This is a genomic window from Maricaulis sp. B-26 (assembly GCF_056857855.1).
Window position 1 is genome coordinate 242,128 of sequence record NZ_JBSXNX010000020.1, and the last position, 25,542, is coordinate 267,669.

The window sequence follows — 25,542 nt, forward strand, 5'->3', positions numbered from 1 at the left end:
GTGTCTCCGTCAGGGTGACCAGTGGGCGATGAGTTCGAATTCCGGATCGCGGATCAGGGCCCGCACCGGCATGTCCTCGACAAGGCCCGGCCCCTGGGCCGTCTTCCAGGCTTCGCGTTTGTCCTCGCCGGCGATCATGACATAGACGTGCCGCGCACCGGAGAAAGCAGATCGGGTCAGCGTGATCCGTTCGGTGAAGGGCCCCGTCACCTGCGAGGCCCGGGCCTTGATCGCCGCCACGGGCGCGCCCTCCGGGGACAGAGCGACTTCCAGCCCGGCGGCATGCGGGAACCATGACGCGGTATGGCCATCCGTGCCAAGCCCTAGCAGGACGGCATCGAACGGACGCGCAACCGAGGACAGCCGTTCGGCGGCCTCCACACAGCCTTCCGCAGGCGTCGCTGCCGCGGTCTTCAGACCGACGAAACCGGCGCTCGCGGCAGGACCCTGCAACAAGGCGTTCCTCACGAAGGTTTCGTTCGACCCAGCCATGCCCGGATCGACCCAGCGGTCATCGACGAGGACAACCATCACCTTGTTCCAGTCGAGTGGCTGCTGCGCCAGCAATTCATAGAGCGCCTTCGGCGTCGAACCGCCGGACACGGCAAGGCTGGCATGACCGCGCGCGCGGATGGCGTCGCTCAGAACCTCGGTCAATTCCGTGCACAGGGCCTGCGCCATTCCGGCGCGACTCGGATGCGCGTTGAACTCGCTGATCAGGCTAAGCACTGACAGCATCGAACCACTCCCGGTCGTCGCGTGCGATCATGAGGTCGGCTTGGGTCGGCCCGTCCGTGCCGGCGGGGTAGTGATGAAGACCGGCCTCCCGGTCATCCCAGGCGTGGATGATCCCGTCGACCCAGCGCCAGGCGGCCTCAACTTCATCCCGCCGCATGAAAAGTCCGAGATTCCCGCGCACCACCGCCATGAGAAGCCGTTCATAGGCATCGGGATAATCGGCCTGGAAATGCTCGGCATAGGAGAGGTTGAGCGGGACGTAGCGCAGCCGCACACCACCAGGCCCGGGGTCCTTGGTCATCAGCATCAGCTTCACGCCCTCGTCGGGCTGTAGCCGGATCACGAGACGGTTGGCGTGGAGACGGCCCTCCATCGCCCCTACGATATCGTGAGGCACGCTCCGGAACTGGACGATAATTTCCGAGCGCCTTGATGTCATGCGCTTGCCTGTTCTCAGATAGAAGGGAACTCCGGCCCAGCGCCAATTGTCGATGTGAGCGCGTATCGCAACATAGGTCTCGGTACCGCTGGCTTCGCCCAATTCCTCGATATATCCCGGCACCGTCTCTCCGCCCATTATGCCGGTCCGGTACTGACCGCGCACGACATCGTGCCCGATCCGATCCGGTCCGATCGAGCGGAGGGAATGCAGGACCTTGAGCTTTTCCGTGCGCACCGCGTCGGGCTCCAGCGACGACGGCGGCTCCATGGCGACGAGACAGGCAAGCTGGAGCAGGTGGTTCTGCACCATGTCTCGCAGGGCGCCGGACCGGTCGTAATAGGCCGCCCGCTTGCCCGCCCCTAGGTCCTCGGCGACGGTGATCTGCACGTGATCGATACCGTTCGCATTCCACAACGGCTCGAACAGGGCGTTCGCGAACCTCAGTATGGACAGATTCTGGACGGTTTCCTTACCCAGATAATGATCGATCCGGAAGATCGCATTCTCCGGGAAGACGGCCCCGACCTGGTCGTTGATCTGGCGCGCTGAATGGAAGTCGTGGCCGATCGGTTTTTCCAGAATGATACGCGCATTGGCCGTGTTCAGTTCGTGCCGGGCGATACCCGCGCAGACCACGCCATAGATCGAAGGCGGCAAAGCCAGATAGAAAAGGCGGATCTTGCCCGGGTCCGGGTCGAGCGTCTCGGCCAGCTGCTGCCAGCCCTCGCTCTCGGAGGAGACGTCGACCGGGACATAAGTGAGAAGTTCGGTAAAAGCGTCCCACTGCTCTCGGCGTCCGTCCTTGGCGAAATTGATGTGGGTCGCGGCCAGGTCACGATAGGACGCCTGATCCATATCCTCGCGCGCTACGGCTACGATGCGCGAATTGGGTGGAATCTGGTCGTCGCACCAACGGTGGAACAGCGCCGGAATCAGCTTCCGCAGCGCCAGGTCCCCTGTTGCACCGAAGATCGCGATATCGAACGGTTCGACCGGGATCAGTTGCGACATGGCAAGCCTCCCGGAGCGTGTGCGCCCACAAGGGTCATTACCAGAACACTCCATAGATCGCGATCAGGATCGCAATGATCGCGATCGCAGCCGCATTGAAGACCGGTGTCGTGGCGAATTGGAGGCCCGACAGCTCCACCGGCCGGTCGGCGCGCGGTGCGGGCGTCAGTAGCGACACCACGACCCCGATCACGAGACAGGACAGGAAAACGATCCAGATCCGGATCACGAAGGGCAGATCGAGCGCTTCCATTCCCAGACCGGCGAGCAGATTGCTGCCGATACCGCCAAATGCCGCCGGGTTCGCCAGGAGCCAGAACAGGAAGGACAAGCCAACCGACGAGATCAGGAGCGCGAAGGCACCGGCCGTATTGGCCCGTTTCCAGAAGAAGCCGAGAAGGAAGATGGCCACCACACCGGGGGCAATGAAGCCGGTATATTCCTGGATCGTCTGGAATGCGCTTTCGAAGCCGCCCAGGAAGGGTTGCGCGAGCAATAGAGCAATCAGCATCGCGGTCAGCGCGGTGATGCGTCCGACGGTGACGTAGTGGCCGGTTTTCCCGTCCGGCTTGAAGGCCCGATAGATATCCATGGTGAAGATGGTCGAGATCGAGTTCACCATCGAGGCCAGCGAGGACACGATCGCCGCGACCAGCGCCGCGAATACGAGACCGCGAAGGCCGGCAGGAACCAGCGTCATGAGCACGCCATAGGTACTGTCCGGACGCTCCTCCAGCGTCGCTCCGTCGAGCAGGCCGGCATCGGCGAGGTAAAGGGCCGCAATCCCCGGAATAACGACGATCACCGGAATGAGAAGTTTCAGCGCAGCCGCAAAGGCCAGACCCTTCTGGGCTTCAGCCTGGTTCTTCGACCCCAGGGCACGCTGGATGATGTACTGGTTGAAGCCCCAGTAGGAGAAGTGAAGCACCCAGAGCCCGCCAAGGAGCGTCCAGATACCCGGTAGGTCACTGTAGTTGGGATGACCCGTCGGAAGGATCATGTCGAAATGCCCCGGAATCTCATTCATCAGAATGGAAAGTCCGGCCAGCGCACCCTCACCCTGCCCCACAAGGCCAAGCGCGACGAAGGTAATCAGGAAGCCGCCGGCAATCAGGATCACGACCTGGATGATATCGGTCAGCGCAACGGCTTTCAGTCCGCCATAGAGAGAATAGAGAATTGCGAACGTGGCGAGAAGCGCCATCGCCGGCCATACGGCCAATCCTGTGACGGCGCTGATAGCCAGACCGCCCAGCCAGAGTACAGCCGTCAGGTTCACCGCCGTGTAGAGCGCAATCCAGAACACCGCCATGATTGACTTCACGCCACCGCCGAACCGCAGATCTAGGAATTGCGGCATGGTGTAGACGCCGGTCTTCAGGAAAATAGGCAGAAAGAATTTGGCGACGATCAGGAGAACGATCGCGGCCTGCCACTCATAGGCGGCGATGGCCAGACCCACGACATAGCCTTGTGCCGACTGGCCGATGATCTGTTCGGCAGAAATGTTCGCGGCGATCAGCGAGGCCCCCACAGCCCACCATGGCAATGCCTTGCCGGCCAGGAAGTAATCCTCGGCATCCTTCTTGTGCCCCGCCTTCTCCCGGCTGACCCAGTTCGCAACGCCGAACAGGAGGACCGCATAGATCCCCACGATGAATAGATCGATTAACTCCAAAGCCATTGGTCGTCCCTCCCCGGACTTTTGATTTTTAGCGGGACCCGCTCCCGTTTTCCCGCAAGGCGCGACGGCGCAGTTGGCGTTCCTTGGCGTTGCCGCTATATGGCAGGAATAACCTTGAAAAATAGAGCCGGGAAGGGGGGAGAGAACAAAAAAGACAACGTTGCCTAAAATTCCCGCAGCGATCTGCTGTCATGGCGATCATTTCGCACCCCCGCAGCGATCTGAATCTCTGGGACCTCGCGTCGTATCGGGCGGAGATTCGTCCCGAGTAAGTGTTTTTGCGAGCGTGCGACGAGACCTCGCAATCAGGTCTCGCCAGGCTAAGTTTGTTGTGTTTCCTCCTCCAGAAAGAAGACAATGATCGCCACGACCATCAAAGCGGATCTAATCAGGCTGCGCGTTGCAACTTTGGTGGTCCTGGCACTGCTGACGGCGGCTTACCTGGCGATCGTGCTGCAGGTCGGCACAAGCGCGGCCTCTGCTCACCTCTCATCCTTTACCGGCCTCGGTGTAGCCGGTGCACTGATTGCCAATTCCACGGGCGTCGGCGGTGGTGCCGTCTTCGTGCCGGCCTTCAGCTTTTTGCGGGAAACCGGGCTCTATGACCTGTCGCACATAGAGGTCGTGGGCTTGAGCTTTGCGATCCAGAGCTTCGGCATGACCATCGGCAGTCTAACCTGGATGAACCGCATTGCCCGGGACCGCATAGCGGAAGGGCTGCCAGGAATCTGGCCGCGTATACTAACGCCTGTGCTAGTGCTGGCACTTTGCAGCAGCCTTCCGGCCATGCTGGTGACCCAATGGGCGATTACAGTTCCAGACGGTTTCGGCTTTCTGGCTTTCAAGCTGTTTTCCATCACGCTGGGCTGCCTGCTGCTCTATCAGGTTCAAAAAGGGCAGACCCAGCACCATGACCCCCATCAGATAACCGCGTCGGACAAGGTCGGCATTGTAATTTTTTCAACGCTTGGCGGCGTGGCTACAGCCTGGTTTTCGGTGGGTATCGGTGAAATTCTTGCGCTTTATCTGTTCCTGCGCGGATTTGACATGCGGATCTGCGCACCGGCGGCCGTGATAGCGTCGGCCGTCAGCGTGTCTGTAGGATCGATCTACCACTGGATAGAAGCCACCATAGCGCTTGAAATTCTGCTCTTTGCCGCGCCCGGCGTCGCGCTAGGGGGGTTTCTCGCACGCCGTCTTGCTTACTGGCTAGGAGCAACCCGCCTGAAGTTGATGGCCTCGATCTGGATCATCCTCTCAAGCCTGGTTCTCATCGCCCTGCGCTAGTTCCGATGATCGCGGCTCGGTTCGAATACCGATTGAATGTCCTCCAGATGCCGGCCCTTTGTCTCAGGAACCAGACGCCAGACGAGCAGGGCAAACACCGCAGCGGTGCCCGCGTAAAGCCAGAAGGTCGCTGCCGCTCCGATCATCTCCAGTTCGACAGGGAAAGCCAGCTGCACGAGGAAACTCGTCAGACTGTTGAGCGCAGCGACCATTGCAATCGCAATCCCCCGAACCGGACCGGGGAAAACCTCCGACAGAAAGATCCACATCACAGGACCGAGCGATGAGGCGAACGAGGCCACGAATAGGCACAATCCGAACAGAATGAGCGGAGCATTGATCTCGACGGCGATCTCCAGAAGCAGGTTATGGTATTGGCGGTACTCGTCCTCCGACAGCAGGTCACGAAGAGCAGCGTTGAAGTCCACGTCGGACTGAAAGATCTCGCCGGTTAACGGGGCCAGAGTGGCGTGAAGATGCATCGGCAGACGTTGCAGAGCGTCCAGCTCAATAAGATATCGGGCCTCTGAAAACCCCGAACCCACGATTAGCATGGACAGGACAATACCGATCAGGCCGCCCAGTAATAGCGGCCGTCGCCCGACACGGTCGACCAGGAAAAAAGCAACGAAAGTGAAGCCCAGATTGAGCGCGCCAATTACCGAAGCCTGCAACAGGGACGCGTTAATGCCCGCTCCCGCCTGATGAAAAACGGTCGGCGCGTAAAAATAGATCGCATTGACGCCGGTGATCTGCTGGGCCACGGCCACGATGGCCGCAATGAGGAAGGTCAACGCAAAAACCCGCGACCTCAGCATTGGTAGAAGGGTGGTCTTCTCGGCTTTCTCCGCCTGCAGCTCCGGCTTGAGTCGCTCGAAGAATGCGCGCGCATGAGTTTCGCCGTGAAGCCGCTCAAGAAGAGTGCGAGCCTCGGCGCTACGGCCCTTGCTGAGCAACCATCGCGGGGCTTCCGGGATCGGAATCAGCAGCAGGAACCAGAGGGTGGCTGGAATCAGCTCAATGCCGAACATCCACCGCCAAGACTGCACCCCGAACAAAGTAAGCGTTCCATCGGCACTGTGGTGGCTGAAAGATGTCACGGCGAGATTTGAAAAATAGGCGACGGACAGTCCGAGCACGATCGCGATCTGGTTCATCGAGACCATCTGGCCCCGGTGCCGTGCCGCCGCAGTTTCGGAAACGTAGAGGGGTCCCAGGACCAGCGAGGAAAAAGCCAGCCCCCCCAGTCCTCGGCTGAAGGTGAGAACCCAGGCATCGGCCGCAAAGGCCGAGGCGAGCGCGGAGACAATATAAAGACCTGCCACCACCAGGAGGAGGGCTTTGCGGCCATACCGATCGCTTAATGGCCCGGCAAGCAGGGTTCCGGCGATCGCCGTCAGCGTTGGAACTGCCACAAGCAGCCCCTCATGCCAGGCGTTGAGTGAGAAGCGCTGTGCCACGGGCTCGATAGCCCCGGAGATGACGACGGCGTCGTAGCCGAAGACAAACCCGCCAAGCGAGACGGTGGAGGCTAATCTTATGAGTGACCGGTCGCTAAGTCGTTTTGGGTCCATATCCTGTACCGGTCAGCTTGCCCGAGACGGGCATACTGACCGGTCAGGATTGAATGTATAGCCCGTGGTGATCAGAGCTCGCAGCCCAGACCATCAGAGCTGGCTTCAGCGATGAAGATGTCGGCAAACCACATCTCCAAGCCGTCCGTGCCCGAGACGCCCAGCGCCACGTCCACATCAGCGAGGTCCGCTCCGGCATCTGCAAAGCAGCTGAGCGGGATTTCAGCCCGTCGCCAGCCCTTTCCTGCATCGATCTGGATCGACTGTGTCATGTCCAGACGACCTTCACAGCCTTCGCCGCAGCCCATCCAGAACTCGGTTGTGCCGGTCCCGGCATCCGTGACCTGGTAGAGGAGGGATATGGCCATCCCGCCATGGTCGCCAAAGTCGAGACCTTCGCCAGTAATCTGCAGATCACCTTCTCCGGCCCAGCTGATACGACGGCTGTCATCCTGGACGTCACGATCATCCAGGGTCACTGACACAGCGCCGCCAGGAGACGAGGCGTCAGGCCCGGACACGATCGCGGTGTTCTCACCCTCAGCCAGCACGATGGAGAAGGGTGTTTCAGACCGACCACGCGACATCAGTTCGAATGCCATTGCTCCGCCGCCGATGGACACGCCGCTGTCTTCCGATAATTCCGGAACTTCAACATCATCGCCATAAGTGAGGCCGTAACCGAAGGCGAAGAGCGGGTCGTAATTGTCGTCGTGCGGGTTCAGAACCGTCTGGGTCGCCAGACGCGGCCAGGAGAAGGTCAGCGAGCCGGAGAAGTCATGGCGCGGTGCGCCGGTTTCATCGGCCACCAGGACGTCCGCAACACCGCCGCCTTCGGATCCGGGCAGCCAGGCCGCCACAAAGGCATCTGAGGCATTCAGCTCACGATTCATCCACATGGGGCGACCACTGATGAATATTGCGACGGTCGGAATGCCCTCTGCCTGGAACTGGCGCAGCAGCTCGAGGCCACGCTCGTCGGAGAAGACGAGCGTATCCCGATCGCCGACGAATTCCGCGTAAGGTTCTTCACCAAAGACAACTACGGCCACGTCCGGGCGCACATCGCTCTGACCGTCTTCGGCCAGAATGATCGTGCCGCCGGCGTCGTCTACGGCCTCGACAAAGCCGTCATAGACCGATTGCCCACCCGGGAAATCCTCATTGGAGTGACCATCACCTTGCCAGTTGATGGTCCAGCCCCCTGCCTGTTTGGCAATATTATCCGCACCGTCGCCGGAGATCAGGATGGTCTGGGACGGATCAAGCGGGAGCAGTCCGCCATTATTCTTCAACATAACCAAAGACTGACGAACAGCCGAGCGCGCGATCTCGCGATGAGCCTCGCTGCCGATCAAATCAAAATTGCCGGCATTGGGGCGTTCGGACGGGCGAACCCCAGCGAACAGGCCAGCGCGTGCCTTCACCCTCAGAATGCGCAGAACAGCTTCGTCCAGGCGCTCCATGGGGATGGTTCCGTCCTGAACCTGAGCCAGCAGATTCTCGTAAAGCCCCTGCCAGCTGCCCGCGGCCATATACATGTCGAGTCCCGCCAGCAGTGCTTGCGGGCAGTTCTCATTGGTACAGCCGTCGATCTGGCCGTGACCTTCCCAGTCACCGACGACAAAACCGTCGAACCCCATGCGCTCGACAAGTACGTCGTGAAGCATGGCGCGGTTGCCATGCATCTTGATGCCTTGCCAGCTGTTGAACGATGCCATGGCTGTCTGTACGCCCGCAGCGATACTGAGCGGATAGGCTGGTGAATGGATATCCCGCAGCACCTCCTCAGTGACGCGGGTATCGCCTTGGTCGATGCCTCTGTGGGTGCCTCCATCGCCGACAAAATGTTTGGTCGTGGCGATGGTATGATCGGGACCGAGGAAATCTTCGCTGTTGGGATCGCCCTGCAAACCCAGAACGATCTGCTCGCTCAGGCGCGCGACAATTTCCGGAGTTTCTGAATAGCTCTCATAGGTCCGGCCCCAAGTATCATCTTGCACCACCGCAACGGTTGGCGCGAAGGTCCAGTCCTGTCCAGTGGCGCGGATTTCCAGCGCCGTCGCTTCGCCAATCTGGCGCATCAGCTCAGGGTTATCGGCAGCGCCAAGGCCGATATTGTGGGGGAACAGCGTCGCACCGACCACATTGCTGTGACCGTGAACCGCATCGGTGCCCCACAGGATCGGGATACCGACTCCGCCATCGCTGGTATCCGTTGAGGCGTCATAATAGGCATCGGCCAGATCGACCCAGGCTTGCGGCGGCGCGTAGTTATCCCCCCCCGGCGCGGAATTCCCGCCATTGAGGACCGAACCTATATTGTATTCAGCCGCCAGTTCCGGCGTGATGGTGCCGATATCCGCCTGGATTACCTGACCCACCTTTTCCTCGATCGTCATTTGCGACAGGAGGTCGGCGATAAAGGCTTCGGTTTGCGGATCACGCTCAACAGGCGATTGGCTTTCCGGCCAGATTTCCGGGTGCACGGTGACACTGCTCGTGCTGTTTGAAACCGTGATGCCCGTCGGGGCTTCAACCTGGTTCTGGTCGGGCTGGGACGGGTTGGGCTCAGCGGGCTGCGAGCAGGCAGCAACACCGAGCAAGAGCGCCATGATTGCACTGCCCCTGAGAAGAAATTCTGCCCGATAAATCATATTCTGGTTCTCCATGACGGCAGTCAGACGGGGGTCAATTCGATCAGCAACCCTCACCCTGTCCCGCCGGCGCTAGGCTGTGACTTATTGTTGTTGGAGCCGCGCGACAGCACGGATCGAGTGGCGAAATACAAAGGGGCAGGATCAAGCATCCTGCCCCTTCGATTCAGTCTCTTAGGTCATACGTTTCGCACACCATTAGAAGTCGTAGCGGATGCCGAATTCGAATCGGCGATCGTTCACAAAGACCGAACGCGCATATGTCTGTCCGGCAGCATCAATCTGTTGGCTCGCCGTCGACTTGGTATCAAGCAGGTTGGCGGCCTGGACGCTGAGCTCCAGATTATCGGTGACCGTCCACCGGAACGAGGCATCGAGGAAGCCGATATCGTCCTGCCGGATCGGGTTACCGGTGATGTAATCACGGTAGGAGCTCCAGTATTCAGAACGCCAGTTGTAGGCCAGCCGGGCTTCGAACCGGTCATCCTGGTAGATACCGATGAGGTTGTAGGAGACGTCGGACAGACCGAGCAGCTCATCAATGCCCCAACGATAGACCGTGAGGAAGCCTTCAACGCCATCCCCGTCCGTGTCGCGAACGGAAGGCAGCGGTTCGGCTTCCGAGGAGATGAGCGTCAGGTTGGCCTGCACACCAAGATTGCCCCAGAGGCCAGGAAGTTCGGTGAAGAAATCCTGATAGGCAAACTCGATACCCTCAACCGAACCGTCACGCAGGTTGATGTTGCCGTTATAGACGACCGGCACTTGGTATCCGTCGAGATTGAGCACGTCCTGGGTCTCGGTGCCATAGACGATGACGTTATCGAGATCCTTGTAGAAGGCGGACACAGAGAACAGGCCCTCAGTCCCGAAATACCACTCGTAGGAGATGTCGAAATTGGTCGCCTCGATCGGCTCCAGGAGCGGGTTTCCGCCGTACTGGTTCAACCGGTTCGGAACAATGTCCACGATCGTCGGCGGGGTGGCCGTCGTGTCGGTCACAAAACCCAGATCGGGCACAGTGGTGCGGGTCGAGTTGATGGACGAAATGTTGGGTCTCGTAATCGCCTGGCTGGCGGCGAAACGGATCAGCATCTCGTCATTGAGATCCCAGCGAAGGTTGAACGACGGCAGGAAGTACTCATAGCTGTTGTCGAGGCTGTTCGGACCGTTCGGCGTGTCGAGCAGCGCTGCAAGCTCGGGCAGGAAATCTCTTGGTTCAGTATTGTTTAGCGGATCATCCGGTGCAAACGCCGTATAACCTATAACGCCGCCACCGGTGTTTTCCGTCCGCACATAACGCAGGCCGAAATTACCCGTTACGGACTGACCACTATCGAAATCCTGACTGAAATTGACCATGCCGTAGAGGTTGATGGTCTCCTCTTTGACCGAACCATCGATTCCTCGATTGGCATAGTCGATCACGCCATTCTGGCGAAGCGGCACCCAGTCACCGATCTGTAGGTTGCCGTCAGCATTAATGCCGGCACCGAGGAAGGGCTCGGCCGCGAGCGACTCAACGAAGGCGTCGATATTGCTCATATTCGCCTGACTTGGGTACACGATAGAGGTCAGGTCTCCCTGGAAGACGCCGCCGCGCTGGAACTGCGCAAAGTCGAACGTCTCGTAGAAGTCCTGATTGTCCATATTCGCGTACGGCAGATACCCCCCGGCCCATGGCGGTGCGATACCACCCCAGTTCAGACCAGCACTGCGATTTATCTGCTCGCGCTCGGAGTAACGACCGCCGATCTTCACAGAGTCGAACCAGCTGTCACCGTCGAACTCATACTCGGCATCACCACGGATCGCGAAAAGATCGCCGCTGTTATCCTGATATTCATCGGCAGCATAAAGCAGGAAGCCATAACGCGGGTCGCCCAGATCGCCCAGGATACCGGGGTTCGGACCGCGGGTGGTGCCCCAGGAAGCCAGCTGCACCTGGTCAGACAGGAAAAGCTCGATCTCCGGACTATCGGTCTCCGAGAAGTCAAAGCGGTAATCCGCCATGTGATTGCCGCCCGCCCAGAGGCGCTCCAGCGATGCTTCGGCATCTGTGTAATGGGCATCGAATTCCACGAAGAGGCGGTCAGAAACCTGCCATTTGAGATTCGCGCTGAAGTCCTGGGTCATGGACTCTTCGACCTGGTTGATCGCCAGGGACTGCAGAGCCGTATTCAGATTACCGCCCTCACCCAGCCAGTCGCGCAGATTGTTGGACACCACGCCCGATTCCATCAGGCCGCCATCGACCGGAATCAGGTTTTCGCAAATGCCGATACCACCATTTGCAGCTTCACCGGCACCGTTACACTGAGGGATGCCCGCTGACGTAAACGGAACGATGCTGCGCGTGCTCGGGTCGCCAAGGACTGTCCAGTTGGCCCACGATTCTGCATCCGTGAAGAACTCGATCGTGTTTTCGCGTGTGGTGATTTCATTTTCGACGCGGATGGCCCTGACGGTGAGCTCTATGTCTCCGTTCGGAGATGCCCACTGGCCTGCCAGATAGAAACTGTCCCGTTCGCGGCCGACCGAGGCGTCGCGCGCCTGCCAGCCACCCGGCAGTGCCATGGTAGTGCCGGGATTGTCCGGGTTCGGGATCGCGAGCGGCGGACCATACTGGAAGCCGTCGATATTCGAATTCAGCTCGGAAGTGGAGAAAGAACCAAGCAGACCGAACTCACCGGAGTTATTTTCCCAGCGAGTGCCAGCGATTGCGCTGATGCCCGGGCTCCATTCCTCGGCCAGGTCGGTGTAGATGGTCTCGGCAGCCAGTACCGCAAACGGGCCGTCGCGGTCGAACGGCTCCAGAGTGCGCAGGTTCACCGTACCGGAGATTCCCCCCTCGATCATGTCAGCGGTCTGGTTCTTGAAAACCTCCACCGCCCCGATCAATTCCGGCGGAATACTGGCCCATTCAAGGGCTCGGCCGCCATTCGCCGAAAAGGCGTCGCGGCCATTGAATTCCGAACGCGCATACTGCAGGCCACGAATGATGTTGCCCGAGCCTTCCGGCGACGGGAAGTCACCGTCGCTGCCACCCAGCTCAAAGCGCTGCGTCACCACACCCGGAACACGCGACAAGGCCTCGGCGACGGACAGATCCGGCAGCTGGCTCACATCGCTCGAGGTGATCGAATCCACAAAGGTATCGGCTTCGCGCTTGATATTTCGGGCGTTCAAAAGCGCGCCGCGCACACCGGTCACAGTAACGACGTCAGTAGTTTCCCCGTCATTGCTCTCGGTATCGGCCTCCTGAGCCATTGCGCTCTGGAAGCTGACAGCCGCCACCATGGCAGTTGTCCCAAGCAAGGCGTGCCGCACAGAACGCCAAGGCTCGTTTTTGGTAGTTTTACTCATCGGTTACCCTCCCCGGACTCAGCAAAAAACAACGTTGTCTTTTTTGCTGCGAAATATTACTTGTTCTACCGCTAGCAAAACACCTTGTGGCTTGGCAATAGCCTTGTCAATCTGGACGCAAATGGAAACAGGTCTGAGGGACGATGGCGACGGGCATTACACGTATTTGCATCCTTGGAGGGGGCACGGCGGGCTGGATGACCGCCGCAGCCATTTCCCGCAAATTCAGTAACTTGGGCCTTGATATCACACTTATCGAATCCGATCAGATCGGGACAGTTGGCGTGGGTGAGGCAACCTTGCCACACATCAGATTTTTCAATCAGGCCCTCGGCATCGACGAAGCCTCTTTCATGAAAGCGACCGAGGCGACCTTCAAGCTCGGGATCGAGTTCTGTGACTGGGGAAAGCTGGGCGATCGCTACATCCACCCCTTCGGCGATTATGGCCTGCCCATGGATGATCTCGACTTCCACCAGTTCTGGCTGAAGCTCCGCCTGGCCGAGGGCGCCGATCGGCTTGATGCGTATTCCTATCCCATCCTCGCGGCCGAGCAGGGGCGGTTCAAAATGCCCGATGGGAACATCGACCAGATCGGTTCGAATTTTGGTTACGCTTATCAGTTTGATGCCAGTCTGTATGCCGGTTACCTGCGCACGTTCAGCGAAGAACGGGGCGTCGAGCGGAAGGAAGGCAAGGTCGAGGATGTCGAGCTTGACCCGAACACCGGCCACGTCGCTGCTGTCAGACTTGATGACGAATCCAGAATCGAGGCCGACCTGTTTGTGGACTGCTCCGGCTTCCGGGGCGTTCTGATCGAGCAAGCGCTCGAGACCGGCTATGACGACTGGAGCGAGTGGCTGCCCTGCAACCGGGCTGTGGCTGTTCCGTGCCAGGCCAATGGCGAGCTGGTGCCCTATACCCGCGCAACTGCCCGGAAGGCGGGTTGGCAGTGGCGGATTCCCCTGCAGCACCGCACAGGCAATGGTCACGTCTACTGGAGTGAATTCATCTCTGACGATGAAGCGACCGACCAGCTGATGAGCACGCTTGAAGGCCCGGCGCTGGCGGAACCCAAACAGCTATTCTTCAAGACCGGTCGTCGCAGGAAGTTCTGGAATCGCAATGTGGTCAGTATCGGCCTGTCTGCCGGGTTCCTGGAGCCGCTGGAGTCCACCTCCATACACCTGATCCAGGAAGGCATCACGACACTGGTCGAGCTGTTCCCGAATGACCGCATCGATCCGCTGGACGCCGAGGAATACAATGAGCGCATGGGCCTGAATTTCGAGCGAGTGCGCGATTTCCTCCTGCTGCATTACGTGGCCACCCAGCGCGATGACAGTGCCATGTGGCGTCACTTCCGTGAGCTGACCCTGCCGGACAGCCTGCAGGAAAAGATCGATGCCTGGTTGTCTCGCGGATATGTGCTGAAATACGAGTTCGGCGTTTTTCTTCCACCCAGCTGGATCGCCGTGCTGCTGGGCCAGAACCTGATCCCGGCCAATCACGATCCTCGTGTGGGGCGATATTCCATCGAGGACATTCGCGACCGGCTGGAGCGCATCCGGCAGGAAACCACCCGGGCTGTGAATGCAACCCCGGCCCAGGCAGCCTTCCTGCAGCAATACGGGGCAGCATCAGGCTCCTCGTTGCGCGCGCCTCAGGCCTGATGCGGGGCGGAAAAGTGTACCCATGAGCCCTTCTCGAAAGACCCTTGTCGTGTGTGGTGGCGGACTGGCAGGCAATCTTGCCGCGCTGAGTCTCGCCAAGACTCTGGGTGCTGACATCAGGATCGTTCAGATCGCGGGTGCCGAGAGGCCCGCCGACGACATCTTCTATGGCAGCGCCACCTCGCCGGAGAGCTATAATTTCCTTCACGCCCTGGGGCTGGACGAGCGCACGCTTCTGCTCGAGACCCGGACCTCTTTCTCCTACGGCACCTTGTTCAAGCGTTGGGCGTCGCCTCAGCCGTGGATGCTGTGCCACCACGCGCCGCTTCCGATACCGGCCGGCATTCCATTGCGGCACTTTCTGACCCGATCCGGCGCACCGCTCGAACCCTTGCTGATCTCCGCACGGGCTGCAGCCCTTGGCCGCTTTGCCCACCCGCCGGAAGACCCGCGCAACCCCTTGTCGCGCGCCGAGTACGGCTATCAATTCTCACCTGACGAGTGGAGCGGTCTTCTGGACCGACTCGTGGCCAGCAGCCGGGTTGAGCGTATTCGCGATGACATAACAGGCGTTGAACACCATGAAGGCAAAGTAAGCGCCGTGCAGGTCGCGGACAGGGAGCGTGTGCCAGGCGATCTCTTCGTGGACGCCAGCGGACAGGCCCAGCGCTGTATCGGTGCGCTGGCTTCCCGGTATCAGATCACCCGCCACGTTTCGGCCAGCGCGGAGCGGAAAGACGCTCCGCAGCTCGGCCCACCCTGCCGGGAGATTGAAGCTGACCCGTCAGGCTGGACTTCGGCAGCCCACCTCCAAGACGGCAATCTGGAAATCAGGGTCGACACCGCTACTGATAATGACCTGCCGACCAGGGCAATCCGGATCGCACTCGGACAACTGGAAGACGCGTGGATCGGGAACTGCATTGCTGTGGGGCATGCCGCATGGGCAGTCGAGCCTTTAACGCCGGCGCCGATGATGCTTCTGCAGAGAGATATCGAGCGACTGCAGGAGCTCGTGCCCGTCAGCGACGACATGACCACGGAGCGTCGCGAATTCAATCGTCGCTTCAAGGACGATCTGGCACAGACGAATTTATTCCATGACGCGCTCTATTCGCCCGGCACGCCTTCCGAGACTTTGCCTTGGCAGCCGCCGTCGTCAGGCCCTCGCTCGGAGGCGCTGTCGCGCAAGATTGTCCAGTTCAAAAATCGTGGATTCCTGGTCAGCTACGACCTGGAGCCCTTCAATGAAGAAGACTGGACGCAAAACCATCTCGGCATGGGGCGAACGCCCCGCCAACACGACCGCCAAGTCGACACTATTCCGGTTCAGCAGGCTGAGCATAATCTCGCCCAGTTGAAGGCAGCGATCGAGCAGATGGTGTCGAAAATGCCGCCCCATCATGACTACCTGACACGTTTCAAGGCATATCTTGAGAAGCAGAACCATGTCTGAAGACCGCTCACGCCCCATCAAGCAGATCGTAATCGTGGGCGGCGGCTCTGCCGGCTGGATGACGGCCGCGGCCTTGTCCAGAATGCTGCCGGCTCACTCAGTGCGCATCACTCTGGTGGAATCCGATCAGATCGGCACCATCGGTGTTGGCGAGGCGACCATCCCTGACGTCATAAACTTCAATGCCATGCTGGGCATTCCCGAGGCCGAATTCCTCAAGGAGACAAACGGCACCTTCAAGCTGGGCATCCAATTCGTGAACTGGAGCCGGATTGGCGAAACCTATTTCCACCCTTTCGGACCGATCGGTGTGGATATGAATGGCGTTGATTTTCACCAGTACTGGCTGCGCCATCGCGCCAATCAGGCCGACAGCGCGATCGAGGATTTCAGCCTGAGCGCGATGGCCGCCAAGCACGGAAAATTCACACTGCCCGATCCCAATCCGAGATCGGTCATGTCCCATGTCAGATACGCCTATCATTTCGATGCCACGGCTTATGCCGCCTATTTGCGACGTTATTCCGAAGAGCGCGGCGTGCATCGCAAGGAAGGCAAAGTCGTCAAGGCCCACCAGGACAGCCAGACCGGCTTTCTGACTGGGGTCGACCTTGAAGACGGAGCCCTGCTCGAAGGTGATCTTTTCTTTGATTGCAGTGGCTTCAGAGGGCTTTTGATCGGCCAGACGCTTGACGTCGGTTTTAACGACTGGTCGCATTGGCTCGTCTGCGACACGGCCCAGACGGTGGCCTGCGAGCAGGCCGGCGAGCTTCTGCCCTACACTGTCTCCACGGCCAAACCGGCCGGCTGGCAGTGGCGCATTCCCACCCGGAAGCGGACCGGGAACGGGCATATCTATTCCAGCCAGTGGATGGATGACGACACCGCAATCGACAGCCTGCTCGCCGATCTCGACGGCAAGCCGCTAGGCGACCCGCGCAAGATTCGGTTCCGGACCGGCCATCGCCAGAGATTCTGGGAGAAGAATTGTGTTGCGATCGGCCTCTCGGGCGGCTTCCTGGAACCGCTGGAATCAACATCGCTCTATCTGATTCAGGAAGCGATCAGCAAATTCCTCGCCCTGTTTCCCAGCGCAGGCATGCCCGCAACTGTGCGCGATGAGTATAATCGTCAGCTGGTGAAGAAATTCGAGCAGGTCCGGGACTTCATAATTCTGCACTACAAGGCAACCGCACGAGACGACAGCGCGCTGTGGAATTATTGCCGGACAATGGACATCCCGGACTCCCTCACCGGGAAGATCGAGCTGTTCCGCGAGGCGGGTCGCATATTCCGCTATGAGGACGAGCTGTTTTCCAAACCCAGCTGGATCGCGGTCATGCTTGGACAGAATATCTGGCCGGAAACCATCGACCCGATCGTCAATGCGGTGGAGCCGTCGGATATCACAAGAAGCCTGCACTCCATGACATCAGCCATGCGCGGCGCTGTCGCCAATATGCCGACGCACGAGGCTTTTCTTCAAAAGTATGCTTGGGCAAGCTAGCCCACCTGTAACGAAGTGGACCAAGGGCATGAAAGATCTTGCCATCAAAGACATCGTTATCGTCGGAGGCGGAACCGCCGGCTGGATGGCCGCGGCCGGGCTGTCCATCTTGCTGCGCGACCCGTCCGTGCGCATCCGTCTGATCGAATCCGACGAGATCGGCATTGTCGGTGTCGGAGAGGCGACGATTCCGCACATCCGGTATTTCAACAAGCTGGTCAAACTGGATGAGCCGGACTTCCTGCGCAAGACCAACGCCACCTACAAGGTCGGCATCGAGTTCGTGAATTGGGGCCAGGTCGGCGACCGTTATTTCCACTCCTTCAGCCCTTACGGAGTGAATATGGACGGTTACCATTTTCACCATTTCTGGCTGCGCCACGCGATGGGCGAGAACCCGACCCCGGCCAGCGATTACAATCTGCTAGCGCTCGCCTCGAAGGTGAACAAGTTTGCCCCGCCCCAACCCCAGCTCAAGGGCTCGCCGCTGGCAAACCTGGAATATGCCTTCCAGTTCGATTCAAGCCTCTACGGCAAATATATGCGCGGCCTGTCAGAATCGCGGGGCGTGGAACGGATTGAAGGAAAGATTGTCGATGTTCAGCAACGCGCCGAAGACGGCTTCATCGAAAGCGTACAGCTCGAATCCGGCAAGAAAATTTCCGGTGAGCTGTTTATCGACTGCTCCGGCTTCCGCGGCCTGCTGATCGAACAGACGCTGAAGTCCGGCTATATCGACTGGTCCAATTATCTGCCGGTCGACCGCGCTGTGGCCCAGGCCTGCGAACAGACAGGCACCATTCTTCCCTATACGCGTGCCACAGCGCACAAGTCCGGCTGGCAGTGGCGTATCCCGTTGCAGAACAGGCTGGGCAATGGCCATGTCTATTGCAGTGAATTCATCAGCGATGATGAAGCCAATGCGACGCTCCAGGCCGGGCTTGAAGGCGAGCCGATGGCCGAGCCGCGTTTCTTGCGCTTCAAGACCGGGGTCCGGGCCAAACCCTGGAACAAGAATGTCGTTTCGCTGGGCCTGGCCTCGGGCTTCCTGGAGCCGCTGGAATCCACCTCCATCCACCTGATTCAGTCCGCTATTGCCCGGCTGATGACCAACTTCCCGGACAGGGTCTTCAATCAGGCCGACATTGATTATTACAACCGGCGAACCCTGCTGGAATTCGAGCAGGTGCGCGACTTCATTATCCTGCACTATTGCGCCACCCAGCGTGATGACAGTGAATTCTGGAATTACGTCCGAACCATGGAGCTGCCTGAAACGCTTCGGCAGCGCATAGAGATCTACAAGGAAAACGGGCGGCTATACCGGCACGATAACGAGCTGTTTGGCGAAGACAGCTGGTTTGCCGTTTTCGAGGGCCAGAACATCCGGCCCAAGCGCTACCACCCGGGCGTCAACCACCTGTCGGACGAGATGCTGGAGAAGCGCCTGGCTGAAGTGCGTCGTGCCATGAACAAATGCCTCGAGACGTTCGAGGATCACGAAACATATCTGGAACGGGTCTGCCAGGGTGCGGCACGCCCCGCCACAGCACCGGCCCAGAATCCGATGCTTGGCCGCAGCGCCTTCTAGGCGCTGTACGCAGCGGTCGACTTGCTGACGCGCATCTCGATGGGGAGGATTTTTCTTTCCGTCGACTCGCGGGCATCCACGATCATGCGCACCGCCTCGGCCGCCAGGGCCTGGGTCGGCTGCACCATGGTCGTCAGCGTGGGATGAACCAGATCGGCGATAATGGATCCGTCGAAGCCCACCACCGACAATTCATCCGGCACCCGGATTCCGTAAGCCTGGGCATAAGCCAATACGCCGGCAGCACACTCGTCATTGGACGCGAAGATCGCCGTGGGCGGCTCATCCATGGCCATAAGCTTGCGCGCGCCCTCGAACCCGGCCTCGGAGCTGAACCCGCCCGCTATGACGTGACTTTCTTGAAAGGAAAGCCCGGCCGCTTCATGAGCTCTGCGGTACCCGGCCAGACGCTGGATGGTGGCGCGATGGCCCTCATCGCCGAGAATGTGCGCGATTTTGCGGTGGCCGAGCTTGATCAAGTGTTCGACCAGCGTATATCCGGCCTGCTCGTCATCAATCCCGATTTCGTGCCCCAGCGGCAGAGAATTCAGCGGCGAGATGCGGACATAACGGATGTCATTCTCATTGAGAAAGTCGATGACACCCGGATTGTCGCATACAGGCGGCGTCAGGATGACCCCGTCAAAATTCATTTGCCGCAGGAAATCGCGTGCTGAGTTCAGCATGCTGTCGCCCTTAACGACTTCAACCATCAAATGGTATCCGCGCTCACGGCAGGCTGCCAGCGCACCGGCAAGAATATTGGCTGGATATTCACCTTCCGCCTGCTCATAGAGCAGGCCGATCATGAGTGATTGTCTCGCCCTCAGACCGCGTGCGAAGGCATTGCGGCGATAGCCGGTCTTGGCGATGGCTTGCTGGACTTTTTCCAGGTTTTTTGGCTTGACCGTCGGGTCATTATTGATCACCCGCGAGACGGTCTTCATCGAAACACCCGCCTCTCTTGCCACGTCGACAATAGTCGGCAGCCGGTCTGCGTTCGCAATCGCCATGATGTCTGGAAGACGCTCCAATACTCTGATCGCGGCATTTAAAATCCATCCCACACCAAAGCGCAATACTCGCTCAAGGGTGAAACTGGCCGCGAGCGAATGCGCCCGGCCAGGACGCGACAAGGTCGTTCGGTGGGTGTGGCCAATGGAAAGCGGGCAGCGCCTTGGCGGGAATCTGGAAGGCCGCTGGACCCAGGCCGCAAAGCGGGGTCTGGGTGGCGGAGAGAGAGGGATTCGAACCCTCGGTACCCGTAAAGGTACAACGGTTTTCGAGACCGCCCCGTTCGACCACTCCGGCACCTCTCCGCACGGGAAGCGGGGTTTTGGCCGAGTGGACGGACAAAATCAAGGGGCGAGTACCGGTGAATGCCAGCACGAAAGCGCGGTCCGGTGCCTGGCCGAGCAAAATGCGGCACCCCGACCATAATCCCTTCGGAAAAGCGCTCGCATCGCACCGGCCCCGGGCACCGACAGGATCACCGCCCACGCTTGGTTGTTGCGAGCTATTTATATATCATAGATTGAACTTCCGCTTAACGATCAGGAGCACAAGCCCATGCATCGAACACTCATAAAAGTCGGCAGCATCGGATTTCTTGCCATTTCAGCTGCATCGCTTGGCAGCTGCGCGACGACCGGCGACGGATCGTCCGGCCAGGACAGTACCGTCGCGGATCAGGGAATGACGGAATCCGGCGAGGAATTCACCTGCCGCCGTATCCAGATTACCGGTACGCGCCGCTTTCAGCGCATCTGCACCAGCGACGCCCAGTGGGAAGAGCAGCAACGCCGCACGGAAGAAGCTGTCGACGCGATTCGCGCCGGTGATCGAGGGCCGGTCCGGCCGGACCAGTTCGAAGGCCCGAGCGACTGAAGCGATATGATCTGCGGACAAAGGCACTGCGCTTTGCGTTGACTCTCTCGTCCGCATGCGTATAACGCCCGCTCCTGCTCGCGTGGCCTGCCATCGCGGGCCCATAATGTATGAACAACACTCCGGGCATACGGGGTGAAGAAAAAGGACCCGCCAGGCCTATTGGAAAAGGGCCGGACGGGGTCGGACAAAAGGATAGAACGATCATGTTCGCAGTGATCAAGACCGGCGGCAAGCAGTACCGCGTCGCCACCGGAGACGAAATTCGCATCGAAAAGCTCGACGGCGCGCCCGGCGATACGCTGGCGCTCGGCGATGTCCTCATGCTCGGCTCGGACGCCGGCGTCACGGTCGGTTCGCCGGTCGTTGAAGGCGCCCAGGTGATCGGCGAGCTGGTCGACACGAACCGCGCCAAGAAGATCATCGTCTTCAAGAAGCGCCGCCGCCAGAACTACCGCCGCACCAAGGGCCACCGCCAGTGGGGTTCGGTCGTGCGCATCGCCGAGATCGTCGCACCGGGCGAGACGGCCAAGACCAAGCTGAAGTCGACCACGGCTGCGCCGAAGGCCGACGAAGCCGCCAAGCCGGCCGCCAAGAAGGCCGCGGCTCCGAAGAAGGACGCCGCGCCGAAGGCCGAGGCCAAGACGGCCGCGCCGAAGAAGGCTGCTGCCCCGAAAAAGGCCGCTGCCGCCAATGACGACCTGACCGAACTGGCAGGCGTCGGCCCGGCTCTGGCCAAGAAGCTGAACGAAGCCGGCATCACCTCCTACGCCCAGATCGCGGCGTGGACGGATGCCGACATGGAGGCCCTCTCCGAGACCATTACCGGTCTCAAGGCGAAAGCCGAGAAGGGCGACTGGATCAACGCCGCGAAAGCGCTGGCGTCGTAATCGGAGGACCTATCAATGGCTCACAAAAAAGCAGGCGGTTCGTCCCGTAACGGTCGCGACTCTGAAGGCCGGCGCCTTGGCGTCAAGAAGTTCGGCGGCCAGACGGTCATTCCGGGCAACATCATCGTCCGCCAACGCGGCACCAAGGTGAATCCGGGTGCCAATGTCGGCATGGGCAAGGACCATACTCTTTTCGCGTTGACCGAAGGTCGCGTGAAATTCGCCAAGAAGTCCGGCGGCAAGTCCTACGTCTCCGTAGAGCCGATTGCCGACGCGGCTGAATAGCGCGGACTGCCATAGGCGGGGCCGTGCACGAGCGGGGCCCGCAAGCGCATTAGCGCCGAAGGGGAGACGGGCCACCGCCTCCCCTTTTGTTTTGCCTCCCCGCCCGCGGAGCACCCCATGGGCCCCAGGATCGAAACCGAACGGCTGCTGATGCGCCTGCCAGAAATGGGCGACGCGCCGAACCTGTCCACCTATTGCGGTGACATTGACGTTTCCCGCATGACGTCGCGCATCCCGCACCCCTATCCGGTGCTGGCAGCGGAAATGTGGGTCCTCGCCACCCGGGCTGGATGGCGTCCGGACGGCAACCAGTCCCTCGTCATCGAGGCCGATGGCGAAACGATCGGCGGCGGCGGCATATTCAAGCGCAGCCCAGAGTCGGACTGGGAGTTGGGTTATTGGGTCGGACGCCCCTGGTGGGGCATGGGCTATGCGACAGAGATCGGTCGCGGCATGGTCGAATTTGCGCACCAGGCGCTCGGCGCGCAGCGTGTCGTCGCCGGTCATTACGACGACAATCCGGCATCCGGCCGGGTGTTGGAAAAGCTGGGCTTCCGCTACACGGGCGAGGCCCGGAAGGTTTATGCGATGGCGCGGCTAGGCAAGGCTCGCCTGCTCGACATGGTCTGGGACGGCCCGTTGCAATGACCGCACGGGTGCCAAGCCTGCATTGACGCGCTATAGCGAACAGAGACGAAACAGAGACATTCGATGAAATTCCTCGACCAGGCCAAAGTTTATGTACGCTCCGGCAATGGAGGCGGCGGGTGCGTCTCCTTCCGGCGGGAGGCCTATGTCGAATATGGCGGCCCGGATGGCGGCGATGGCGGCAAGGGCGGCGATGTCTGGGTCGAGGCTGTCGAAGGCCTCAACACCCTGATCGACTATCGCTACCGGCAGCACTTCAAGGCGGAAACCGGTCATCACGGCATGGGCAAGAACCGCACCGGCGCCGGCGGCGAGGACGTGGTTCTGGAAGTGCCGGTCGGCACGCAGATCCTCGATGAAGACAAGGAGGACGTGCTCGCCGACCTGACCGAGGTGGGGCAGCGTGTCCTGCTCGCCCGCGGCGGCGATGGCGGCAAGGGCAATACCCGCTTCAAGTCGTCGACCAACCAGGCTCCGCGCAAATCCACGCCGGGCTGGCCCGGCGAGGAAAGATGGCTCTGGCTGCGCCTCAAACTGATCGCGGATGTCGGACTGGTAGGCCTGCCCAATGCCGGCAAATCGACCTTCCTCTCCGTGGTGAGCCGGGCCCACCCGAAGATCGCGGCCTATCCCTTCACCACCCTCTATCCCAATCTCGGCGTCGTCGATCTGGGTCCGGGCTCCCGCTTTATCGTGGCCGACATTCCCGGCCTGATCGAAGGCGCTCATGAAGGCGCGGGTATCGGCGACCGCTTTCTCGGCCATATCGAACGCTGCGCCTCGCTCATCCATCTCGTGGACGGGACCCAGGACGATCCGGTCGAGGCCTACAATACCGTCCGTCACGAGCTGGAAGCCTATGGTGGGGGCCTCGTCGACAAGCCGGAAATCCTGGCCCTCAACAAGACCGACGCGATGTCCGACGAGGCCGTAAGCGAAAAGCGCAAACAGCTGGCCGATGCGACCGGGCGCGAGGTCATGCTGCTCTCCGGCGTGTCGGGCGACGGCGTGAAGACACTGTGCGGCAAGGCCTGGGAAAATGTGCTCCGCGTGCGCGAGCAGGAGAAGGCTCAGGCGGCTGCCGAAGCCGGGGAGGACGACTGGAAGCCATGAGCCCCATCGACTTCGACGCGGCGCGCTGCGTCGTGGTCAAGGCCGGCTCTTCGCTTCTCCAGGCCGGACCGGCCGTTATCCAGCCGATCGCCGACGATGTCGCCGCCCTGCGGGCGCGCGGCGTCGACGTGATCCTGGTCTCGTCCGGGGCTGTCGCCCTCGGCCGCTCGCGTCTCGGCCTGCCCCCCGGCACGCTGACGCTCGAACAGAAGCAAGCCGCTGCAGCGGCGGGCCAGCCTCGCCTTCTGTCGGCCTGGGACACGGCGCTCTCGCCGCACGGAGTCGAAACCGCTCAGGCCCTCATAACCCTGGATGTCACGGAATCGCGGCGCAGCTGGCTGAATGCCCGGGCGACACTGCAGACGCTGCTCGAACTGGGCGCCGTGCCCGTCGTCAACGAGAACGACACGATCGCCACCGACGAAATCCGTTACGGCGACAATGACCGGCTCGCCGCCCGTGTCGCCCAGCTGGCGGGGGCTGATATCCTCGTCCTGCTGTCCGATGTCGACGGCCTCTACGACGCCGACCCCCGCAAGGACCCGGCCGCACGAAAGCTTCACCGCATTGACCGTATCGATGCGAATATCCACGCCATGGCGGGAAGCGCAAACGCCGAGGCCGCCGTCGGAACGGGTGGCATGCGGACAAAGGTCATGGCCGCCGAGCTCGCAGGCTCGGCCGGCTGTGCGACCGTCATCGCATCGGGGAGCTCACCCCGGCCGGTCTGCGGCCTCACCGATCCGGACCGCGGCAGCTGGTTCACGCCGGCGCGCAGTGCAGCTTCGGCTCGCGAGCGCTGGATTGCCGGGGTGGAAAGCCCGAACGGCGAAATTCGCATCGATGCCGGGGCCGCGGCAGCGCTCCGGGCTGGAAAATCGCTCCTTCCGGTCGGCGTCACCGGTGTGCACGGTCAGTTCGCCCGCGGCGACACGGTTCGCATTACGGGACCGGACGGCGCGCTGATCGCGCGCGGGGTCTGTGCCTACGATTATTCCGACGCCACGCGTATCGCCGGATGCCACAGCGAGGAGGTAGAGGCCCGACTGGGCTATCGCCGGACGGCTGCCCTGATCCATGCGGCCGATCTCGTACTGGCGGCTGCGCGGGAGACGGCGCCGTGACGGCGGGCAAGACGGAATATCTCGGACGCGGGATGCGCGTCGGGCTCTATGGCGGAACCTTCGACCCGCCGCATTCCGGACATTTGCACGTCGCCCGGACGGCCATGCGTCGACTCGACCTCGACAGGGTCTGGTGGCTCGTCTCGCCGCAAAATCCCCTGAAATCCCGTCAGGCAGACGACTATGCGCGGCGTCTCGCCGGCGTGGCGCAACTGGCATCCGGTCCCGGCATGGTCGTCAGCGATATCGAGACCCGGCTCGGCATCAACCGGACCGTGGATCTCGCCCGTTATCTCTCGACCCGGCATCCGGACGTGCATTTCGTCTGGGTCATGGGAGCGGACAATCTCGCCGGTTTTCACCGCTGGGCCGAATGGCGGGAGGTATTCGAGACCCTGCCTATCGCCGTGGTTTCCCGGCCCCAGGACGCCATTCGCGCCCGTCTGTCGACGGCAGCGAGCCTTTATTCGGGATCACGCATCCGTGAAAGCGAAGCCTGCCGCCTCCCTCTGGCGCCGGCTCCGGCATGGACCTATCTGACTGAGCGGTTAAACTACCACTCGTCGACGGCGCTGCGCGCGCGCAACTGATTATCCAGCCAATCGCGAA

19 protein-coding genes and 1 tRNA gene are annotated in these 25,542 nt (G+C 60.8%); 12 read left to right on the forward strand and 8 right to left on the reverse strand.

Annotated features, from left to right (window positions below; translation table 11 throughout):
* Positions 1–9: 9 nt before the first annotated feature.
* Genes pgl through AC13HB_RS07665 form a run of 3 tightly spaced genes read right to left on the reverse strand, consistent with a single transcriptional unit; the run spans position 10 to position 3,875 of the window.
* Positions 10–738 carry a 6-phosphogluconolactonase gene (gene pgl / locus AC13HB_RS07655; RefSeq protein WP_482949150.1) on the reverse strand — a complete coding sequence of 243 codons (729 nt, stop codon included), beginning with the start codon at positions 736–738 and terminating at the stop codon, positions 10–12.
* Positions 722–2,191, reverse strand: a complete 1,470-nt coding sequence (gene zwf, locus AC13HB_RS07660) for a glucose-6-phosphate dehydrogenase (RefSeq protein WP_482949151.1) — start codon at positions 2,189–2,191, stop codon at positions 722–724. The genes pgl and zwf overlap by 17 nt, the downstream gene beginning before the upstream one ends.
* 37 nt (positions 2,192–2,228) lie before the next feature.
* Positions 2,229–3,875 carry a sodium/sugar symporter gene (locus AC13HB_RS07665; RefSeq protein WP_482949152.1) on the reverse strand — a complete coding sequence of 549 codons (1,647 nt, stop codon included), beginning with the start codon at positions 3,873–3,875 and terminating at the stop codon, positions 2,229–2,231.
* A 357-nt stretch (positions 3,876–4,232) separates the two neighbouring features.
* On the opposite strand from AC13HB_RS07665, the gene AC13HB_RS07670 reads away from it, so the two are divergent.
* Positions 4,233–5,162, forward strand: a complete 930-nt coding sequence (locus AC13HB_RS07670; RefSeq protein WP_482949153.1) for a TSUP family transporter — start codon at positions 4,233–4,235, stop codon at positions 5,160–5,162.
* Here the strand turns inward: AC13HB_RS07670 and AC13HB_RS07675 are convergent.
* From AC13HB_RS07675 to AC13HB_RS07685, 3 genes are all read right to left on the reverse strand, one after another.
* A complete protein-coding gene (locus AC13HB_RS07675; protein WP_482949154.1) occupies positions 5,159–6,736 on the reverse strand; it encodes an MFS transporter in 1,578 nt (525 codons plus the stop codon). The two genes, AC13HB_RS07670 and AC13HB_RS07675, sit on opposite strands and share 4 nt — an antisense overlap.
* A gap of 71 nt (positions 6,737–6,807) precedes the next feature.
* Positions 6,808–9,351 (reverse strand): glycoside hydrolase family 3 protein, encoded by a 2,544-nt coding sequence (locus tag AC13HB_RS07680; RefSeq protein WP_482949155.1) that lies wholly within the window; start codon positions 9,349–9,351, stop codon positions 6,808–6,810.
* 240 nt (positions 9,352–9,591) lie between these two features.
* Positions 9,592–12,759 (reverse strand): TonB-dependent receptor, encoded by a 3,168-nt coding sequence (locus tag AC13HB_RS07685; RefSeq protein ID WP_482949156.1) that lies wholly within the window; start codon positions 12,757–12,759, stop codon positions 9,592–9,594.
* A gap of 143 nt (positions 12,760–12,902) precedes the next feature.
* Here AC13HB_RS07685 and AC13HB_RS07690 point away from each other — a divergent pair, with 143 nt between their 5' ends.
* The 4 genes from AC13HB_RS07690 to AC13HB_RS07705 are packed head-to-tail and all read left to right on the forward strand — an operon-like array spanning position 12,903 to position 18,986.
* On the forward strand, positions 12,903–14,432 hold the full coding sequence (locus tag AC13HB_RS07690) for a tryptophan halogenase family protein (protein WP_482949157.1): 1,530 nt from the start codon (positions 12,903–12,905) through the stop codon (positions 14,430–14,432).
* 22 nt (positions 14,433–14,454) lie between these two features.
* Entirely contained in the window at positions 14,455–15,888 is a 1,434-nt protein-coding gene (locus AC13HB_RS07695) for a tryptophan 7-halogenase (RefSeq protein ID WP_482949158.1), read from the forward strand.
* Positions 15,881–17,395, forward strand: a complete 1,515-nt coding sequence (locus AC13HB_RS07700; RefSeq protein ID WP_482949159.1) for a tryptophan halogenase family protein — start codon at positions 15,881–15,883, stop codon at positions 17,393–17,395. The genes AC13HB_RS07695 and AC13HB_RS07700 overlap by 8 nt, the downstream gene beginning before the upstream one ends.
* A gap of 28 nt (positions 17,396–17,423) precedes the next feature.
* Positions 17,424–18,986, forward strand: a complete 1,563-nt coding sequence (locus AC13HB_RS07705; protein WP_482949160.1) for a tryptophan halogenase family protein — start codon at positions 17,424–17,426, stop codon at positions 18,984–18,986.
* On the opposite strand, the gene AC13HB_RS07710 is transcribed toward AC13HB_RS07705, so the two are convergent.
* Both AC13HB_RS07710 and AC13HB_RS07715 read right to left on the reverse strand, forming a co-directional pair.
* Positions 18,983–20,122, reverse strand: a complete 1,140-nt coding sequence (locus tag AC13HB_RS07710; protein WP_482949161.1) for a LacI family DNA-binding transcriptional regulator — start codon at positions 20,120–20,122, stop codon at positions 18,983–18,985. The genes AC13HB_RS07705 and AC13HB_RS07710 overlap by 4 nt on opposite strands.
* 93 nt (positions 20,123–20,215) lie before the next feature.
* Positions 20,216–20,305, reverse strand: a tRNA-Ser gene (locus tag AC13HB_RS07715).
* Positions 20,306–20,555: 250 nt separating this feature from the next.
* Between AC13HB_RS07715 and AC13HB_RS07720 the strand changes: the two genes are divergently transcribed.
* The 7 genes from AC13HB_RS07720 (at position 20,556) to AC13HB_RS07750 (ending at position 25,523) form a co-directional block, all read left to right on the forward strand.
* Positions 20,556–20,873: a hypothetical protein gene (locus AC13HB_RS07720; protein WP_482949162.1), complete on the forward strand. Its 318-nt coding sequence runs from the start codon at positions 20,556–20,558 to the stop codon at positions 20,871–20,873.
* 206 nt (positions 20,874–21,079) lie between these two features.
* Positions 21,080–21,763, forward strand: coding sequence for a 50S ribosomal protein L21 (locus AC13HB_RS07725; protein WP_482949163.1), 684 nt, complete (start codon positions 21,080–21,082; stop codon positions 21,761–21,763).
* A 15-nt stretch (positions 21,764–21,778) separates the two neighbouring features.
* Complete coding sequence (gene rpmA / locus AC13HB_RS07730) at positions 21,779–22,048, forward strand: 50S ribosomal protein L27 (protein WP_482949164.1); 270 nt, start codon at positions 21,779–21,781, stop codon at positions 22,046–22,048.
* 117 nt (positions 22,049–22,165) lie between these two features.
* A complete protein-coding gene (locus AC13HB_RS07735; protein WP_482949165.1) occupies positions 22,166–22,696 on the forward strand; it encodes a GNAT family N-acetyltransferase in 531 nt (176 codons plus the stop codon).
* Positions 22,697–22,759: 63 nt separating this feature from the next.
* Positions 22,760–23,809 (forward strand): GTPase ObgE, encoded by a 1,050-nt coding sequence (gene obgE / locus AC13HB_RS07740; RefSeq protein ID WP_482949166.1) that lies wholly within the window; start codon positions 22,760–22,762, stop codon positions 23,807–23,809.
* The gene (gene proB, locus AC13HB_RS07745; RefSeq protein WP_482949167.1) at positions 23,806–24,933 is read left to right on the forward strand and encodes a glutamate 5-kinase; all 1,128 of its coding nucleotides are present in this window, start codon (positions 23,806–23,808) and stop codon (positions 24,931–24,933) included. The genes obgE and proB overlap by 4 nt, the downstream gene beginning before the upstream one ends.
* Positions 24,930–25,523 carry a nicotinate-nucleotide adenylyltransferase gene (locus tag AC13HB_RS07750; RefSeq protein ID WP_482949168.1) on the forward strand — a complete coding sequence of 198 codons (594 nt, stop codon included), beginning with the start codon at positions 24,930–24,932 and terminating at the stop codon, positions 25,521–25,523. The genes proB and AC13HB_RS07750 overlap by 4 nt, the downstream gene beginning before the upstream one ends.
* The last annotated feature ends 19 nt before the right edge of the window (positions 25,524–25,542 follow it).